Annotated in this window: 16 protein-coding genes; 11 read left to right on the plus strand and 5 right to left on the minus strand. The window is 52.6% G+C overall.

Annotated features, from left to right (window positions below; genetic code table 11):
- Window positions 1–303 precede the first annotated feature (303 nt).
- The 5 genes from GA0061070_RS03890 to GA0061070_RS03910 are packed head-to-tail and all read left to right on the plus strand — an operon-like array spanning window position 304 to window position 6,326.
- Window positions 304–1,758: a metal-dependent hydrolase family protein gene (locus GA0061070_RS03890; RefSeq protein ID WP_090133813.1), complete on the plus strand. Its 1,455-nt coding sequence runs from the start codon at window positions 304–306 to the stop codon at window positions 1,756–1,758.
- A 2-nt stretch (window positions 1,759–1,760) separates the two neighbouring features.
- Complete coding sequence (locus GA0061070_RS03895) at window positions 1,761–2,027, plus strand: YtcA family lipoprotein (protein WP_090133814.1); 267 nt, start codon at window positions 1,761–1,763, stop codon at window positions 2,025–2,027.
- A gap of 6 nt (window positions 2,028–2,033) precedes the next feature.
- Window positions 2,034–3,080, plus strand: coding sequence for a multidrug transporter subunit MdtN (mdtN, locus tag GA0061070_RS03900; protein ID WP_425256036.1), 1,047 nt, complete (start codon window positions 2,034–2,036; stop codon window positions 3,078–3,080).
- The gene (locus GA0061070_RS03905; protein ID WP_090133816.1) at window positions 3,067–4,833 is read left to right on the plus strand and encodes an FUSC family protein; all 1,767 of its coding nucleotides are present in this window, start codon (window positions 3,067–3,069) and stop codon (window positions 4,831–4,833) included. The genes mdtN and GA0061070_RS03905 overlap by 14 nt, the downstream gene beginning before the upstream one ends.
- Window positions 4,830–6,326 (plus strand): TolC family protein, encoded by a 1,497-nt coding sequence (locus tag GA0061070_RS03910; protein WP_244153030.1) that lies wholly within the window; start codon window positions 4,830–4,832, stop codon window positions 6,324–6,326. Before GA0061070_RS03905 ends, GA0061070_RS03910 begins: the two co-directional genes overlap by 4 nt.
- 235 nt (window positions 6,327–6,561) lie before the next feature.
- On the opposite strand, the gene GA0061070_RS03915 is transcribed toward GA0061070_RS03910, so the two are convergent.
- Complete coding sequence (locus GA0061070_RS03915) at window positions 6,562–8,100, minus strand: methyl-accepting chemotaxis protein (protein ID WP_090133818.1); 1,539 nt, start codon at window positions 8,098–8,100, stop codon at window positions 6,562–6,564.
- 429 nt (window positions 8,101–8,529) lie between these two features.
- Between GA0061070_RS03915 and GA0061070_RS03920 the strand changes: the two genes are divergently transcribed.
- The 3 genes from GA0061070_RS03920 to GA0061070_RS03930 all read left to right on the plus strand — a co-directional run bounded on the left by GA0061070_RS03920 (window position 8,530) and on the right by GA0061070_RS03930 (window position 10,515).
- A complete protein-coding gene (locus tag GA0061070_RS03920; protein ID WP_090133819.1) occupies window positions 8,530–9,543 on the plus strand; it encodes a zinc-binding alcohol dehydrogenase family protein in 1,014 nt (337 codons plus the stop codon).
- Between the two features lie 200 nt (window positions 9,544–9,743).
- The gene (locus tag GA0061070_RS03925; protein ID WP_090133821.1) at window positions 9,744–10,079 is read left to right on the plus strand and encodes an RcnB family protein; all 336 of its coding nucleotides are present in this window, start codon (window positions 9,744–9,746) and stop codon (window positions 10,077–10,079) included.
- Between the two features lie 4 nt (window positions 10,080–10,083).
- Window positions 10,084–10,515 (plus strand): GNAT family N-acetyltransferase, encoded by a 432-nt coding sequence (locus GA0061070_RS03930; protein ID WP_208598148.1) that lies wholly within the window; start codon window positions 10,084–10,086, stop codon window positions 10,513–10,515.
- Between the two features lie 107 nt (window positions 10,516–10,622).
- Here GA0061070_RS03930 and apbC read toward each other — a convergent pair whose 3' ends face one another.
- Window positions 10,623–11,732, minus strand: a complete 1,110-nt coding sequence (apbC, locus tag GA0061070_RS03935; RefSeq protein ID WP_090133824.1) for an iron-sulfur cluster carrier protein ApbC — start codon at window positions 11,730–11,732, stop codon at window positions 10,623–10,625.
- Window positions 11,733–12,004: 272 nt separating this feature from the next.
- On the opposite strand from apbC, the gene metG reads away from it, so the two are divergent.
- The gene (metG, locus tag GA0061070_RS03940; protein ID WP_090133904.1) at window positions 12,005–14,038 is read left to right on the plus strand and encodes a methionine--tRNA ligase; all 2,034 of its coding nucleotides are present in this window, start codon (window positions 12,005–12,007) and stop codon (window positions 14,036–14,038) included.
- 73 nt (window positions 14,039–14,111) lie between these two features.
- On the plus strand, window positions 14,112–14,567 hold the full coding sequence (locus GA0061070_RS03945; RefSeq protein ID WP_090133826.1) for a YehR family lipoprotein: 456 nt from the start codon (window positions 14,112–14,114) through the stop codon (window positions 14,565–14,567).
- A gap of 110 nt (window positions 14,568–14,677) precedes the next feature.
- On the opposite strand, the gene GA0061070_RS03950 is transcribed toward GA0061070_RS03945, so the two are convergent.
- From GA0061070_RS03950 to GA0061070_RS03960, 3 genes are read right to left on the minus strand one after another with little or no spacing between them, the layout of a single operon-like run.
- Entirely contained in the window at window positions 14,678–15,154 is a 477-nt protein-coding gene (locus tag GA0061070_RS03950) for a YehS family protein (protein WP_090133828.1), read from the minus strand.
- 52 nt (window positions 15,155–15,206) lie between these two features.
- Window positions 15,207–15,926, minus strand: coding sequence for a two-component system response regulator BtsR (gene btsR, locus GA0061070_RS03955; protein ID WP_090133830.1), 720 nt, complete (start codon window positions 15,924–15,926; stop codon window positions 15,207–15,209).
- Window positions 15,920–17,608: a sensor histidine kinase gene (locus GA0061070_RS03960; protein ID WP_090133906.1), complete on the minus strand. Its 1,689-nt coding sequence runs from the start codon at window positions 17,606–17,608 to the stop codon at window positions 15,920–15,922. The genes btsR and GA0061070_RS03960 overlap by 7 nt, the downstream gene beginning before the upstream one ends.
- A gap of 220 nt (window positions 17,609–17,828) precedes the next feature.
- Between GA0061070_RS03960 and mlrA the strand changes: the two genes are divergently transcribed.
- Window positions 17,829–18,560 (plus strand): HTH-type transcriptional regulator MlrA, encoded by a 732-nt coding sequence (mlrA, locus tag GA0061070_RS03965; protein WP_090133833.1) that lies wholly within the window; start codon window positions 17,829–17,831, stop codon window positions 18,558–18,560.
- Window positions 18,561–18,590: the final 30 nt, after the last annotated feature.

Consider the following 18,590-nt stretch of genomic DNA (forward strand, 5'->3'; position numbering starts at 1 on the left):
ATCTCTATTTTTAACAATCAGAATATACCCAAGACGCTCTCAGAAAAATTGCAAACCCCGTATTTTAAGAGCATAGCCACTCTTCAAGTAAATTGCATAAAATGTGCCATGGAATAAATTATTCCACCTCACCATTCATTAATTAATTTTAACTATGGAAAATTGACCCTTATCAATTCCAAAAGTAAGTAAAGTTCATTTAGGGAATTTTTATATTATATTCAATCTCACCTGCTTGACTAAATTTTTGGTCAGGCTAATTATAAAAATACATTCCCCTACTTTTTATAGAAGATTAAGTTCATGGCACTCCAGCGATTGCTTACGACAGAACCTCTGCATCATGATGAAACCTGCCTATGTCAGAGTCCGGCATTCATTTGGATAAATACCGTCCTGACACGTGCGGCCCGCCAGGCCCCTCCGGTTTCCGCACAGACCGTCAGGGAGGCCCTTTCAGGAAACGATGAGCATCTTCATGATGTGGAACCCACCTCACCCGGTATTGTCGCGTTTACAAACGTACGCCTGTTTGATGGTGTCTCTGATTCACTGCGTACCGGGCTTAATGTCATCGTTGAAGGAAATAAAATCAAAGCTGTCGTCCCGGCAACAACACCTCTCCCACCAGGAATAGAAACCATAAATGGGAATAATGGTGTGTTGATGCCTGGTCTTATCGATGCGCACTGGCATGCGATTATGGCTCGCCCCACAATGATGACCGCCATGACTGCGGATTTTAACTATATTCAGGCCCTGGCCATCGCTGAAGCTAAGGCCACGCTGCTACGTGGGTTTACCACCGTGCGCGACATGGGTGGCCCGGTGTTTGGGCTAAAACGAGCTATCGACGAACGAATTGCAGTTGGCCCCCGTATTTATCCCTCTGGCGCATTTATTAGCCAGAGCGGTGGGCATGGTGATTTTCGAATGCTTAGCGATATACCGCGAGCCACAAACGAGGCATTAAGCTACGGCGAGCGCGTTGGGATTACCGCTATTGCGGATGGTCCGGATCAGGTTCTGCTACGGGCCAGAGAGCAACTGATGCGCGGTGCATCTCAGGTAAAATTTATGGCTGGAGGCGGGGTAGCATCCCAATACGATGGCATTGATGTGACGGAAGGTTCTGTCCCAGAAATTGCTGCCGCCGTAACCGCCGCAGAAAACTGGGGAACCTACGTGACAGTCCATGCTTATACGGCTCGGGCTGTCACGATGGCGATCCGCGGTGGAGTTAAATGCATTGAGCACGGGCAAATGGTTGATGAGGACACGGTAAAACTGATGGCTGATAAGCACATCTGGTGGTGTCTACAACCTTTTCTCGATGATGAAGATGCGGTCAAAATGGCTACCCCCTCGTCGCGAGCGAAACAACTGGTTATGTGTGCGGGAACCGACACAGCTTACCAACTGGCAAAGCAGTACAAGATAAAAACCGCATGGGGAACCGACACCCTGTTCGACGCTCGTCTGGCAACCCGTCAGGGAATACAACTCGCCAAACTTACACGCTGGTATAAACCAGTTGAAATTCTGAAGATGGCTACCAGCACCAATGCTGAACTGTGCGCAATGTCGGGGCCACGAAACCCATACCCAGACAAACTGGGGGTAATTGAAGCGGATGCGCTGGCGGACCTGATCCTTGTTGATGGCGATCCACTAACCGATATTCAACTGATCGCTAGTCCGGAGAAGTCTTTCAGGCTCATTATGAAAGATGGCGTAATTTACAAGAACACTTTGTGAGCATGTGCAGGCAACTGAAGGTGGTTTTTTTAGTGTCATCGGCACTCCTCTCAGGTTGTGTATCTGGTCGTGCGCCGACGTTCTTTTTTTTGGGTTCATATTTTCCCGTCTGGATAGTTTGCGCTGTACTGGGGATGCTGGCGGCAATTCTCGGCAGACTACTTTTCATTCGCCTGGGTATCGATGAAGTGTTGCCTTGCAAGCTTCTGGCCTATGTCTTTCTGATGCTTGGAGTGGCATGTGGTGTATATCTTTCTCTCTTCACATAGTCGTTTATGATGAAAAAGTTTCTGTACTCTCATCAACGTCGCCTGGCAATTGCCGTAGGGCTCCTGCTCACCGTGTCTGCACTGGTGCTCGGCTGGCTCACCCTGCAATATAATGCCGATAATCCCACCTCAACAGATGCCGAAATTGGTGCCAATATCATTAATGTCAGCGCACCAGTCCCGGGGCGGATTATCTCGCTCAATGTGAAAGAAAATGGATATGTTCACCGGGGCGACGTTATGTTTGTCATCGATCCCTACCTGTATCGTTTACGTGTTGACCAGGCCCGGGCAGAACTAAAAATAGCCGAAGCCGCCAACAATACGCAACAACGCAGCGTGCTTGCCGAGCGCTCTAATGCTGAAGTCACTAATGGACAAATCACCCGTGCAAAAGTGAATCTGAAGCTGGCCACTCAAACCCTTTCCAGGTTACAGCCTATGCTGTCGAAAGGTTATGTAACTGCACAGCAGGTTGACGATGCGGCAACTGCCCGCAGAGATGCGGAGATCAGCCTGCAACAGGCGTTGAAGCAGTCCGCTGCAGCAGACGCTCTGGTCAGCAGTACTGATGCCTCGGAAGCACTGGTAGCCGCCAGAAAAGCAGCACTGTCTATTGCAGAACGAGAACTGGAAAATACGGTGATTCGCGCGCCTTCTAATGGTCTGGTTGTGGGGCTGAACATTTCGCCGGGCGAGTTTGTGGCGCCGGATCAGGCAATTTTCACCCTTATCAACAGCGAACACTGGTATGCATCGGCCTTCTTTCGAGAAACCGAATTGGTGAAAATAGAAATCGGTCAGTGCGCCACGGTTTACGTTATGACTGACAGCAAGACGCCCATCAAAGGTAAGGTTGAAGGAATTGGCTGGGGGATCAGTTCTCAGGATCAGCTCACATTCCCGCGCAGTCTTCCTTATGTGCCAAAATCCCTGAACTGGGTACGTGTTGCGCAACGGTTTCCGGTCCGAATAAGCCTGGAGAATCCTCCTGTGTCATTGATGCGTGTCGGAGCAACCGCTGAGGTCATCGTTCATCATGATGGGTGCTAAAAATCACTGGCACGAACTGCTACATCAGGTTTCCCGTGATCTAATGAGCTTTCCTGGGCGTTTTGCAATCGCCTGGCGCATCGGTTTGCTATGCACCGTGATGGCTTTTGTTGCAATGTTGTATGGTATTCCTGAGTCGGCAATCAGTTGCTACCTGATCCTGTTTGTCATGAAGCCCGACAGTGCAGAAAGTATGGTAATGGCGTTTGCCGTTACACTTCTCATTTCGATAGTAGTGGGACTGCTGTTTATCGCTCTGCCACTGGCGCTGGAGTTCCCGCTCCTGCGAATGATGCTGCTCACCATCACTTCTATCTTTTTCCTCTGGTTAGGCTCTGCCAGCAAACTTGGTCCCGTTGGCAGCATTATTGCGCTGGTAATTGCTTTCGTTATGAGCCTACTTGGAAATGCTCCCGATGGCGAGCTTGCTACCCGAGCGGTGCTTTACGCCTGGCTCATGGCAGCCAGTCCGATGCTTCTACTCATCATCTTTACTTTTTTTCTTGGGCGCTCCTCCTTGAAATTGCTGTGTCAGAGCCTTTCGAAACGGCTGGAATCTGCGGCACAGGCATTGCGTGAACCTGACACGCGTAACCTTTCGGTTATACAGGAGCAATTACTGGATGGCCAAAAAGCGCTACAGGAGCAGGTCACGTTGATCCGCATTTTTCGCCTGTGCCCACTAAAAAAAGCAAGATGGCTGGAGGCGGCTGTTTATTCAAGCTATCGTCTGCTACTGGCAACTTCCGCACTCGCCCCTACGCTCCCCACTGCTGAACGGTGCCTGCTGGCAAATACCTGTGAGGCTATTGCTCAGCAGATTATTTACGGAGCGGGGGAGAAAAAACTCGTACCAGTGGGAACAAGTGAACTACATAATACCCTGCGGACGCTCGTCACCCCTGCCAAAGGAGACATCCCGGTAGCAACAAATTCGGCTTTCTTTGTAGAAAACGCCTTTACCAGTCCGGAGCATATTCGTTTTGCCCTGAAAGCAACTGCTGGCAGCCTCATCTGTTATTTCATCTACACGGCACTCAACTGGCAGGATATCCATACCGCGATGATCACCTGCTATGTTGTTGCACTCAGTACTACCGGCGAAACCGTCCACAAACTTACCCTTCGTATTATCGGTTGTCTGATTGGTGCCATGGCAGGGGTTCTCTCCCTGATATACCTCTTTCCGCTAATGACTGACATTGGTCAACTGATGGTGATGATCTTTCTCATGCTGACGCTGGCCGCTTGGGTTTCCAGTGGTAATGAGCGGATAGCCTACGCGGGTATCCAGATTGGTCTGGCATTTTTACTCTGCGTCCTTCATGGTTCTAAACCCGCTATAGATCTGGGCGTAGCCTATGACAGGGTGATAGGCATTCTGCTTGGAAATCTGGTTATCTATATTATTTTCACCTGTGTATGGCCGGTGTCAGTTGCCACGGCCGTGCGCTCACATATTGCCAGCGCGCTGGCAAGCCTGTCGATTCTGGCAAAAAGTGACTCACTACCAAGGGCAACGGCAACCCGTGAAGCCGGTAATGTAGAGGAGGCCCTCGCCAGCGCACATGAAGCGCTCAGGCTGGCGTTTTTTGAACCCGTCTTCCTGCGACCAACTCCCGGTGAGTATGAACAATTCCGGGAACAGATGGCTGCAATCACCGCGCTTTGCCCAATCCTGTTCCTGCCCGCAGAAGTGACGAATTCAGGGAGGCAACAGCACATCCGTCGGCTTGAGGAACTAACTGGATGAAGATATCAAGATGGGGAAAAGGTCTGCGTATTATCCAGAAGGGCGGCGTTGTTACTTTCGCTATGCTGATGTCCGCTTGTGCAACAGATAGTCTGAGTCTGGCACCGCCATCACCTTCAGCATCATGGGATCAGGTTACCCCGACCAGATCGGCACTAAATTTGTCTGATGCGTTAGCTGGCGGTGAGCATACACTGGAACAGATGCCCATCCCGGTTTTCAATCCGCAACATGCCTATGAATTAGCGGAATTAATCGACATTGCCGAAAAGCTAAATCCAGATACCCGCATCGCATGGGAGCAGTCAAAGCAAGCTGCTCTTGCTGCGGGTATCACGGAGGCGACGCTTTTACCTTTACTTTCGGCAACAGTCGTAGGTGGATACCAGCGTACACGTTCACCGCTTCCCTACTCCATCGCGGGATACCATGACCTGGATACCACTGACAGCGCAGTGATCCCCGCCATTGGTTTGCAGTGGTTACTCTTCGATTTTGGTCAGCGAAGCGCACTGGTTAAGGCAGCGCAAGAGAACACCTACGCCATCAACGCTTCCTTTAATGGTACACACCAGAAAATTATCTTCAATGTGACACGTGCTTACTATATGTATGGCGCGGCGCTTATCCGTACCAGGAATACTGCCGAAATGATGAAAAACAGCCAGCAGATTCTTAACGCGGCGGAAGAGCGAAACAAAAATGGTATAGCGACCATTATTGAGGTAAGCCAGGCAAAGCAGTTGGTTGCACAATCAAAACTGAATCATGTTATGGCCCAGGGTCAAGAGCGCGACCGCTGGCAAGATTTACTCGGCGCAACAGGTATTTCCCCATTCGCTGACATCAAAGTAGCATACGATGATAAAACTCCGTTACCTGCGCGGCTTTCTCCTCCAACTGAAACGGCGATAAAGCTTGCGCTTTCCCGACGGCCAGATATCCAGGCTGGCTACGCAGCAGTTGAGGCCGCCCGTTCAACAGTGAAAGCCACAGAAGTGGATTTTCTCCCTAAAATTTATCTGGCTGGTGTTATAGCGGGAGGTCACGGACGTTTTGATACCGAGGGATTACCGGCAGCAACCCCGCACACTTCATCTTCAGGCATTGTGCTGGGGGTAAGTATGCCGCTTTATGACGGCGGCATACGAGCAGCCCGCGTTCAGGAAGCCGAATCCAGATTTAACGTAGCCCGGGATGGTTTACAGAAAACACAGGATATTGCACTGCGGGAAATTGTAGTTGCGAGCGATACACTTCGCTCCGCCCTGGAGTCCAACGATGCATCCATTCATCTGGTGAAAACGGCTTCTGTCACTTTTGACGCTGCCAGTGATGCTTATCGGAATGGTATCGGAACGATTACCCAGGCTTTCGAAGCAGCAAACGGATTACTTGATGCCCGACAAATTAGTGCTGATGCCCGTAGTGCCGCGTTTATTGCTGCGGCTAACCTTGCTTTTACTATGGGAGAAATCACCCGCTCTCAATAATATTCAGAATTTCATAACCATTCTTTGGCCCTTTATGGTTATAGCCTTCACGATCATAGGCGCGAGTTGCCGAGTCGGGGAGCCTTGTATCAGGTTTCTGTTCGTCAAGTCATGGATTTGTTCCACGCTTCCTTGAGCCCCTCTTGCGTTTCATTAGTCATCATCAGGCCGGATGGGGAACTTCCCCGGCGCACATAGCAGGCAGGCCGAAACCTGCCTGATACCGTTTCAGTCATCAGTTAAGTCTGAAGACGGCCACGGCCTGTTTAAGTAGTTGCGACTGCTCTTTCAGCGAATGTGCTGCGGCAGAGGCTTCCTCAACAAGTGCGGCGTTCTGCTGGGTAACGGAATCCATTTGCGCGACAGCAATATTGATCTGCTCAATACCACGGCTTTGTTCATTGGTGGAGAGATCAATTTCAGACATCAGTTCGGACACCTGTTTAACGGAGGTGATAATGCGCTTCATACTTTCACCTGCGCGCTCCACTCTTTCGCTGCCAATCTGAACCTGATTGCCGGATTGCTCAATCAACTCCTTGATCTCTTTCGCAGCAACCGACGAGCGCTGCGCCAGGTTGCGGACTTCGCTGGCGACAACGGCAAAACCACGGCCCTGCTCTCCGGCGCGGGCTGCCTCAACGGCCGCGTTAAGCGCCAGGATATTCGTCTGGAAAGCAATATCTTCAATCAGGCCGATAATGGTGTCGATTTTGCCGGAGCTGCTTTCGATTTCCTTCATTGAAAGCACCGCTTCTTCAACGATTGTGTTGCCCTCTTGTGCGGAGTTGCGCATGTTGCTGGCAAGCTGGTTAGCCTGGTTCGTATTTTCTGAGGTGTGTTTCACCGTGGAGGTCAATTGTTCCATGCTGGCGGCTGTTTCGCCAAGGGAAGCGGCCTGGGACTCTGTTCGTGCCGAGAGATCCGTATTTCCGGCGGCAATCTCTTCGGCTGCATGGGCCACGCTTTCGCTTGAATGACGAACCTGCGAAATGATATCCACCAGCGAAAGACGCATCTGCTCCAGCGAGCTAAGCAGCGTACCGATTTCGTCTTTCGAGCGCGATATCACCGGGCTATGCAGTTCTCCGGCAGCCATCTGCTGACAATGAAGCCGGGCAGCATCAAGGGGAGAGAGAACACGACGCCGTATCAGGATAAACATGGCAATGATAATCAGCGTAAACAGCAGAGTGAAGACACCGAGAGTGATAATACTGTTGATAAACTGGCTCTGTGCGTCATTGTTAAGGCTCTGCGCGTTTTTCTCGCGAAACGCCAGCAAATTATCCAGCGTGATTTCGAACTGACGATCGAGTCGCGGAATCGTATCGCTGACCAGTTGATTAAAGCGCGCGCTGTCATTACGGTTCGCGGCATCCATCAACGGTTTCAGGCCATCATTAACATAAACATGCCAGGCATTGTTATAGGGAACGGAAAATTGTTCTTCACCCGCAATATGTGAAGCTGCCTTGTAGGCGTCAAAAGCGGCAGAAGCTTTCTGCATCACTTCTTGCGCTTTCTCAAGCGATGCATGGGCTTTCTCGCTGTCGCCAAGGCTGGCGTTAATCATCGCTTCCATCAGCCTGACCCGCAATGTACGGCTGTGGTTGATCGGATCAATCACGGATAACACCACGCGAATTTCTTTGTTCACACTGTCCAGCGACTGGTTGCTGCGCGTAAGTGACCAAAGGTTAGATGTAGAACTAATTAGGAAGATACAGAGTAAGAGACTGAAAATAAGAAAAGAAAACCGCCGTAATGACATATTTGTACCCTTAAGTAAGATGTCGACACAACCATCGGCCCCATCAAAACGGTGCGGCCTGCGACAATTATCGGCACAAAAGTATGGATATTTAGGTTAAGTATAAGAATATAATTGCAAACAATACCTTAGCAAAACCATCGTCGTGTATCCCGTACACATAATGCGGTTTCTAAGACTAACGCCAAAAGTACAATAGCTTGCAACTATTGGCAGATCTCCTGCAAATCGAGATCCCGCAAAACAGTGGTCAGCGACGGACGGAAGAACGAACTTTCTCAGGTGCCGTCGTAGCCCACCACCACTTTCCCGTCGGATGATTTTAACTATCAGAGAATAAGTGCTTCCCGATTTTGATGGTTTCTCATATCAATCAGCCTGACTACCATTAATCACACGAGTTCACATCCCTTACTTAACGGAGCACGTATGAAAGCAATCGCCATTACCCGCACAGCTCAGGGTAGCAGTAACCTGGATTTCCTCAGTGATATTGAGTTGCCGCAACCGCAGGCCTGCGGCCACGATCTGCTGGTCGAAGTGAAAGCCGTATCCGTTAACCCGGTTGATACCAAAGTTCGTGCCGGGTTTAATGCCGATACCCCACGCGTACTGGGCTGGGACGCCGTCGGCGTAGTTAAAGCCATTGGCGAGGCGGTAACGCTGTTTCAGCCAGGTGATGAAGTATGGTATGCGGGCGCGTTGACCCGTCCGGGTAGCAACAGCGAATATCAACTGGTCGATGAGCGCATTGTGGCACGCAAACCTAAAACGCTGAATAACGCCCAGGCAGCGGCGCTACCGCTGACCGCCATCACCGCATGGGAAATGCTGTTTGACCGGCTCGGCATCAACGAGAACGGCAACGAAGGCGATGTGTTGCTGATCGTTGGCGCGGCGGGCGGCGTAGGTTCCATCATGACGCAACTGGCATGCAAACTGACCCGCCTGACAGTGATCGGCACCGCATCGCGCCCTGCCAGCCAGCAGTGGGTGAAAGCGCTGGGCGCGCATCATGTGATTGATCACAGCAAACCGCTGACCGAAGAGCTGGCGCGGATTGGCATTGCGCAGGTGACGCACGTTGCCAGCCTGAACAATACCCAGGAGCACTATCAGCAGTTGATTAATGCGTTGCAACCACAGGGTAAACTGGCACTGATTGACGATCCGGAAAGCCTGGATGCCGTGCCGCTGAAGATGAAAAGCCTCTCTCTGCACTGGGAATTTATGTTTACCCGTTCAATGTTCACCACCCACGATATTATCGAGCAACACAAGCTGCTCACCCGCGTGGCGCAGTTGATTGATCAGGGCGTGCTGAAAACCACGCTCGGCGAGCACTTTGGCACCATCAATGCCGCGAATTTACGTAAGGCGCATGCACTGCTGGAAAGCCAGCGCGCCGTCGGCAAGATTGTGCTGGAAGGGTTTGCTGACTGAGCATTCAGCCAGGATTATTCCCAAACGTTACAAGCAGATAGCGAAAATCGCTCTCCGCCTGTACAGCTACTACCTGGGTTTGCTTACACTTTTTACCAAAGCGTTATTTTTTCCCGGTTGCTCAGTACCGCGTTAACGGCAATGATAGCGTGCTACATAAGCAACTGCGTGAAATGTAAAAAGAACAACCTGGAGAAACAATGCGTAAAACGAAAATGATGCTTCTGGGTGCGCTGTTGGTCACCGCCTCCTCGGCGTTTGCGGCTCCGCAGACGGCCACACCAGCGGCGACCGGCACGCAATCGTATGAAATTAAGGATTTTGTTGCTGACTTTACTAAATTCAATATCGGCGATACCGTGCCAGAGATGTACCGTAGCGAAGAGTACAACATCAAACAGTGGCAGTTGCGTAACCTGCCCGCGCCGCAACCCGGTAGCCACTGGACTTACATGGGCGGCAACTACGTGCTGATCACCGACGCTGAAGGAAAAATCCTCAAAGCCTATAACGGCGACATTTTTTACCATCGTTAAGGGAATGCCTGTGATTATTCGCCGCTGGCAGGAGAGTGACAGGCCGTTCCTGCGCACGCTGTTTTTACAAGCCCGCAGAGCTGGCTGGAGCTGGCTCGATGGGCGTGACTGGCAACTGGAAGACTTTGATGCTGCCACCGTCGATGAAGTGATTTGGGTCGCTGAAGATGAGGGGCATCGTCTCGGTTTCGCTTCGGTGTACGAAAACGACAACTTCCTGCATAACTTGTTTGTTGATCCGGCCTTTCAGGGTAAAGGGGTCGGCAGCGCACTTCTCAAACATGTTCAGACCACGTTTACCGGCACCGGTGCACTGAAATGCTTGTTGCACAATAAGGCCGCACTGGCGTTTTATGAGCGCCACGGTTGGCGGGCAGAAGCGCAGGGTATATCACCGGAAGGGGATTACGTGCTGATGCACTATGTGAAACAGTAATAATTGGTGAAGCAGTAAAATTGCAGGCCGGAATGCGGTATTACCCCCATCCGGCCTGCTCTCTCTTCGAAGCTGCGATTCAGAGCTGCATCGCAACCACGCTGGTTTTACACCGCGCGAAAGGCGATATCGCCAGGAATAACTTCGCCCTGCCAGTAGAGCTGCGCGGCAACGCGATCCGCAAGGTTGCGGTAGATAGCCGTGAATTCGCTGTCCGGGCGGCTGACGACCGTCGGCGTGCCCTTATCGAGATCTTCACGCAACGTTATGTGCAACGGCAACTGACCAAGCAGTTGGGTGTGATACTGTTCCGCCAGCTTCTCTGCGCCGTCAGTGCCGAAAATCGGCTCGTGGTGACCACAGTTGCTGCAAATGTGCATGCTCATGTTCTCGACTATCCCCAGAACCGGCACTTCCACTTTCTCGAACATCACGATGCCTTTTTTGGCGTCGATCAGCGCAATATCCTGCGGCGTGGTGACCACCACCGCGCCGGTGACCGGAATGTTCTGCGCCAGCGTTAACTGGATATCCCCGGTGCCTGGCGGCATATCCAGCACCAGGTAATCAAGATCCGGCCACATCGATTCCTGCAACAATTGCAGCAGCGCTTTGCTGGCCATCGGGCCGCGCCACACCATAGCGTTATCGTCGGTGACCAGATAGCCGATGGAGTTCGTAGCCAGACCATGCGCCATGATCGGCGCCATATGTGTTCCGTCCGGCGAGGTCGGGCGTTCATGTTCCGCACCCAGCATCAGCGGAATAGACGGGCCGTAGATGTCCGCATCCAGAATACCGACTTTCGCCCCTTCCGCCGCCAGCGCCAGCGCCAGGTTTACAGCAGTGGAGGACTTCCCTACCCCGCCTTTGCCGGAGCTGACCGCAATGATGTTTTTCACACCGTTGACACCCGGCTGATTCTTCACGCGTTTCAGGGTGGCGATGTTGTGCGACAGTTTCCAGTCGATGGCGCGCGCTTCGGTAATGCGCAGCAGTTCCGCGCTGCACTGCGCTTTCAACTCTTCAAACGCGGTACGCCAGACGAACGGCATCACCAGTTCGATATGCAGGGTGCCATCCAGCCACGCAACATGGTGCACGGCTTTTAACGCCGTGAGGTTATGCTTCAGGGTTGGGTGCTGAAAATTGGCCAATGTTCCCGAAACTATGGCGCGCAAAGCTTCCGGGGATTTGGCCGGGGATTGCGAACTCATCCCGACTCCTTTGTAGTTGTTCTGAAGAAACGACATTGTAGCGGCCAAGTTTACCGCACAGGTAATAATTATCCATTTACGGATTCATGCCATTAACATATAGCGTAATTATTGCGCATATTGGTGCATGGGGTTTAAACGCGCCTGCTGGCGTCGTTCAATTATCCCCCTATCTGCATATATGGTTTAAAACGGCCTCGATCGCGTAGCGCGCTAATCCCCCTTTTGGTACTATCGATACCCCTTTTTCTCTAGAAGATGTAATGCCTACTATGACTCAAGTCGCGAAGAAAATTCTGGTAACGTGCGCACTGCCGTACGCCAACGGCTCTATCCACCTCGGCCATATGCTGGAGCACATCCAGGCTGATGTCTGGGTCCGTTACCAGCGAATGCGCGGCCATGAGGTGAACTTCATTTGCGCGGATGATGCCCACGGCACGCCGATCATGCTGAAAGCGCAGCAACTGGGGATCACCCCGGAGCAGATGATCACCGAAATGAGTCAGGAACATCAGACCGATTTTGCTGGCTTTAACATCAGCTATGACAACTACCACTCCACGCATAGCGACGAGAACCGCGAGCTGTCGGAGCTGATCTACACGCGCCTGAAAGAGCACGGTTTTATTAAAAACCGCACTATCTCTCAGCTCTACGATCCGGAAAAAGGCATGTTCCTGCCGGACCGTTTCGTGAAAGGTACCTGCCCGAAATGTAAATCGCCGGATCAGTACGGCGATAACTGCGAGGTGTGCGGCGCGACCTACAGCCCGACCGAGCTTATCGAGCCAAAATCCGTGGTATCCGGCGCGACGCCGATAATGCGTGATTCCGAGCACTTCTTCTTCGATCTGCCCTCCTTCAGCGAAATGTTGCAGGCATGGACCCGCAGCGGCGCGCTACAGGAGCAGGTGGCCAACAAAATGCAGGAGTGGTTCGAATCCGGGCTGCAACAGTGGGATATCTCCCGCGATGCGCCGTACTTTGGCTTCGAAATACCGGGCGCGCCGGGTAAATATTTCTACGTCTGGCTGGATGCGCCGATCGGCTACATGGGCTCGTTCAAAAACCTGTGTGACAAACGCGGCGATACCACCAGCTTCGACGCATACTGGAAGAAAGATTCCGACGCCGAGCTGTATCATTTTATCGGTAAAGATATCGTCTACTTCCACAGCCTGTTCTGGCCAGCAATGCTGGAAGGCAGCAATTTCCGTAAGCCGACCAACCTGTTTGTTCATGGCTATGTGACGGTGAACGGCGCGAAGATGTCCAAATCGCGTGGCACCTTCATTAAAGCCAGCACCTGGCTGAACCATTTTGACGCCGACAGCCTGCGCTACTACTACGCGGCGAAGCTCTCTTCGCGCATTGATGATATCGACCTAAACCTGGAAGACTTTATCCAGCGCGTGAATGCCGACATCGTCAACAAAGTGGTCAACCTGGCCTCCCGTAACGCGGGCTTTATCGCCAAACGCTTTGACGGTGTGCTGGCGGCAGAGCTGGCGGATCCGGCGCTGTACCAGACCTTTATCGACGCGGCGGCCAGCATTGGCGAAGCGTGGGAAAGCCGCGAATTCGGCAAAGCGGTACGCGAAATCATGGCGCTGGCAGATGTCGCTAACCGCTATGTTGATGAGCAGGCGCCGTGGGTGGTGGCAAAACAGGAAGGCCGCGATGCCGATCTGCAAGCCATCTGCTCAATGGGTATCAACCTGTTCCGCGTTCTGCTGACCTACCTGAAACCGGTTCTGCCGTCGCTCTCTGAGCGTGCGGAAGCGTTCCTCAACACCACGCTGGAGTGGGATGCCATCAACCAGCCGCTGCTCAGCCACAAAGTGAATACCTTCAAAGCGTTGTACAACCGCATTGAGATGAAACAAGTGGAAGCGCTGGTTGAAGCATCGAAAGAAGAAGTGAAAGCGGCTGCCGCGCCGGTGACCGGCGAACTGGCCGACAATCCGATTCAGGAGACCATCAGCTTTGATGATTTTGTCAAAGTCGATCTGCGCGTGGCGTTGATTGAGAATGCGGAATTTGTTGAGGGTTCTGACAAGCTGCTGCGCCTGACGCTGGATCTGGACGGCGAGAAACGCAATGTCTTCTCTGGCATTCGTTCTGCCTACCCGGATCCGGGCGCGCTGATTGGCCGTCTGACGGTAATGGTGGCGAACCTTGCGCCGCGTAAAATGCGCTTCGGCATCTCCGAAGGAATGGTGATGGCGGCAGGTCCTGGCGGCAAGGACATCTTCCTGCTCAGTCCGGACAGTGGTGCGAAAGCCGGCCAACAGGTCAAATAACAATAATGAATGGCGCTGATATCAGCGCCTTTTTTCTATACTGATAACAGCTTATAGAAACAGGGGAATCACCGTGAATATCCGTCATCTTTTTGCCGCCCTTTTCGCCTTTGTCCTGCTCTTCAGCCTGAGTGGCTGCGGAGAGAAAGAGCAGAGCAAAACTTTTAGCTGGTCGGCGCCAGGAACTGAGCTAACGCTGACCTATTACTACAAAGACGACAAAGTGCTGCGCCAGACGGCGAAAAATAAGATCGACTACAGCGCCATTGGCGCGAGCAACAAAGAGGAGGCGATGAAAGTCCTCGGGCCGATCAGCCAGAAATACCAGAGCGTCAAAGGGATCAAAGAGAGCGTTGATTACCAGCAAACCTATGCGCAGGAGACGCTGGATGTCGATTACAGCGCGGTGAATTTCGCCGATCTGAATGCGTTGCAGGGCACGGCGTTTACCGGCACGGTGCAGGATGGCATCAGTATGCAAAAGTCGGAAGCGCTGCTGAAAGCGAAGGGCTTTAAAGAGGTTCAGTAATTCGTCATCTTGCCCGGTGGCGCTGCGCTTACCGGGTCGGTGAAGATCACAGGCCGGATAAGGCAACGTCGCCGTCCGGCATTTTCACAACGCTCAGGCAGCCTCGCTTATCAGGCCTGTGCTTTTGGCTTTTGCACCTTGCTGGCTAAGCCACGCAGGAAATAACGCAGAAACTGGTCGCCGCACTCACGGAAGTTTTTATGTTCCGGCGCGCGCATCATGGCGGTGATTTCCGGCATTGACACGCGGAACTGCTGTGCGGTCAGAATCGCCAGAATATCGTCGGTCTTTAACGAGAAGGCGATTCGCAATTTTTTCAGCACAATGTTGTTATTCAACTTGCGCTCGGCCACCAGCGGCGGCGTGCTGTCATCTTTACCGCGTTTTTCATAAATCAGCCCATTGAGAAAAGCGGATAACACAATATCCGGACACGGCTTATACCCTGCCTCATCCTCTTTACGCAGCCACGGCGCAATCTGTTCGGCGGTGACCTCTGTATCCGCCAGCGCAAGAATGCGCACCAGCGCGTTATTGTCCGCTTGCAGTGTGTAACGCAGGCTACGCAGGATGTCGTTATTAAGCATCTCTTTCCCCAAAATGATAAACCAGCGCGCAGTGTAGGCATCGCACAGGAATTTACAACCCCAGCGCCTCTTTTAAATTCTTCAGATAGCGGCGGCTGACCGGCACCGTCAGCCCGTCGCGTAGCAATAGCTCCGCCTGGCCGTTATCTTCAAGGCGAATCTCTTTCAGGTGCGCCATATTCACCAGATACTGGCGATGACAGCGAACCAGCGGCGTGCGGCTCTCCAGCGTACGCAACGTCAACTCGGTAAAACCCTCTTTGCCCTCCTGGCTGGTGACATAAACGCCGCTCATCCGACTGCTGACAAACGCCACCTCATCCATCTGCAGAAGCCAGATGCGACTGTGCCCGGTACAGGGAATAAATTTCAGCGCCTCCTGGTTCTCCGGCAGCACCGACATATCCTGCACGCCGCGCTCCTGGCGCAGGCGCGTCAACGTCTTATCCAGACGACGTGCCTCAATAGGTTTAAGCAGGTAATCGAACGCATGTTCCTCAAACGCCTGCACCGCATACTCATCAAAGGCGGTAAGAAACACCACATAAGGGCGATTGCCAGGATCAAGCATGCCGACCATCTCCAGCCCGCTGATGCGCGGCATCTGAATATCAAGAAACAGTACATCGGGGTGCAGCTTGTGCACTGCACCAATCGCTTCAATGGCGTTGCCACACTCGCCAACAATCTCTATATCGCTCTCTTCCTGAAGCAGAATACGCAGGTTTTCCCGGGCCAGCGGTTCATCATCAACAATCAGCACTTTTAACATGCCTGTTCCTCCAGCGGGAGTCTTAACGTAATGCGGGTAAACAGATCCGGTTCGCAGGCAATGCTGATACCGCAGTCGTTACCGAAGCGGGCGCGCAACCGCTTATCCACCAGGCTCATCCCCAGCCCGCTGGCATCATCTTTCGGTTGATACAGACCCGCATTATCTTCCACTGCCAGTAGCAGATGATCCCCATCCAGGCTGGCGTTGATGGAAATCTCGCCGACGCCGAGCAACTGTGATGTGCCATGCTTAATGGCATTCTCGACAATCGGTTGCAGCGTAAATGCCGGTAGTTGCAAATGCGACAGCGCCTCTGGCACGTGTAACTGCACCTGCAACCGCGACTGGAAGCGCGCTTTTTCGATTTGCAGGTAGGCATTCACATGTTCAATTTCATCTGCCAGCGTGACGATCTCTGACGGGCGTTTTAAGTTTTTGCGAAAGAAGGTCGAGAGGTATTGCACCAGCAACCCGGCCTGGTCACTGTCGCGGCGGATCACCGCTTTTAACGTATTCAGCGCATTGAACAGGAAATGCGGGTTCACCTGCGCATGCAGTAACTTAATTTCTGACTGCGTCAGCAGCGCCTTCTGCCGTTCGTACTGCCCGGCGAGAATTTGCGCCGACAACAGTTGTGCAATCCCTTCGCCCAACGTGCGGTTGATGGAGCTGAACAGGCGGTTTTTTGCCTCGTATAGCTTGATGGTACCCACTACACGCTGGTTTTCGCCGCGTAGCGGAATAACTAATGTTGAGCCTAACTTACAATGCGGATGCAACGAGCAGCGATACGGCACTTCATTGCCGTCGGCGTACACTACTTCGCCGGTTTCGATGGCACGCTGCGTCCAGATCGAGGAGATCGGTCGCCCCGGTAAGTGATGATCGTCGCCAATGCCGGTAAAAGCCAGCAGCTTGTCGCGATCGGTAATAGCCACCGCGCCAATCTCCAACTCTTGATAAAGCACCTGCGCCACCTTCATGCTGTTCTCTTCGTTGAAACCCTGGCGCAAAATCCCCTCAGTGGAAGCAGCCACTTTCAACGCCGTAGCGGAAAACGCCGAGGTGTACTTCTCGAACATGGCGCGTTTATCCAGCAGGATACGCATAAACAGTGCAGCGCCGACGGTATTGGTGACCATCATCGGCGCGGCAATGCTCTGCACCAGATGCAGGGCGCTGTCGAATGGCCGGGCAATCAGCAGAATAATCAGCATCTGCGTCAACTCCGCCACACAAGTGATTGCCCCGGCGGTGAACGGGCTAAAGACCAGATCGGTGCGGCCGCGCTTAATCAATGCACTATGGACAAGGCCGCCCAGCAACCCTTCGACAATGGTGGAGATCATACAGCTCAGCGCCGTCATGCCGCCCATCGAGTAACGGTGCAGGCCACCGGTCAGCCCGACCAGACCGCCAACCAGCGGGCCGCCGAGCAAGCCGCCCATTACCGCGCCAATCGCCCGGGTATTCGCAATAGAGTCTTCGATATGCAACCCGAAATAGGTGCCAAGAATGCAGAAAATAGAGAAGGTGACGTAGCACAATAATTTGTGCGGCAGACGGACAGTAACCTGCATCAGTGGGATAAACAGGCGCGTCTTACTCATCAACCAGGCGATAACCAGAAACACGCACATCTGTTGTAGCAGCAACAGCACCAGATTGAATTCGTACATACCGACAAATACCACATCAACTAAAGCGCGTAACATACATGGAGTTGCCGTGCGTTTCTTTGAAGCGCTGCAAAGAAATAGCAAATCGTGCTCTGTATCACAAAGTCTTACCAGAGAATTCACCTTTTGCCTGCCGTCCAGGCAATTTTTTGCCGATTTCTCTTCACGTGACCACCAGAGGCTACAGTTAAAGTGGGAGCCAGTAAGCAAAGGTGAAACTATGGCGCTTTACACAATTGGTGAAGTGGCGTTGTTATGCGATGTCAATCCCGTCACGCTGCGAGCCTGGCAGCGACGTTACGGGTTATTGAAACCCCAACGCACGGATGGCGGCCACCGACTCTTTACCGAATCAGATATCGACCGCATTCGGGAAATCAAAAGCTGGATCAGTAATGGCGTTCAGGTCAGCAAAGTGCAAAACCTGCTTTCCAGCGAACCTGAAGAGGTTCGCGACGCCTGGCGGGAACAGCAAGAGACCGCGCTGCGCTATCTGCAACAGGGTAATCAGCAGCAGTTGCACCAGTGGATCAAAGAGCACGAACGCGACTACCCGGCCAGCACGCTGACCAGCAACCTGATTATGCCTTTACGCCACCGCCTACAGAACCCGCAGCCCGCACTGCAAGCTATGCTCAGCCTGCTTGATGGCATATTGATTAGCCATATTTCCGGCTCTCTGGCACTGGCACGCAAAAAGAGCGGCCAGGACGCGCTGGTGATCGGCTGGAATATTCACGACACCCCCCGTTTATGGCTGGAAGGCTGGATCGCCAGCCAGCAAGGCTGGCGGGTAGACGTGCTGGCACATTCGCTCAGCCATTTGCGCCCCGAGATGTTTGATGGCCAGACGCTGCTGGTGTGGTGCGGAGAAAGCCCGACAACAGCACAACTGCATCAGTTGCTGGCATGGCAGGAAAACGGCCACCGCGTTGCGCTTCTCGGTATTTAATGTTTTATCAACAACCCGGCTCCCTTTATA

The sequence above is a fragment of the Kosakonia oryziphila genome, from assembly GCF_900094795.1.
Classification (GTDB): domain Bacteria; phylum Pseudomonadota; class Gammaproteobacteria; order Enterobacterales; family Enterobacteriaceae; genus Kosakonia; species Kosakonia oryziphila.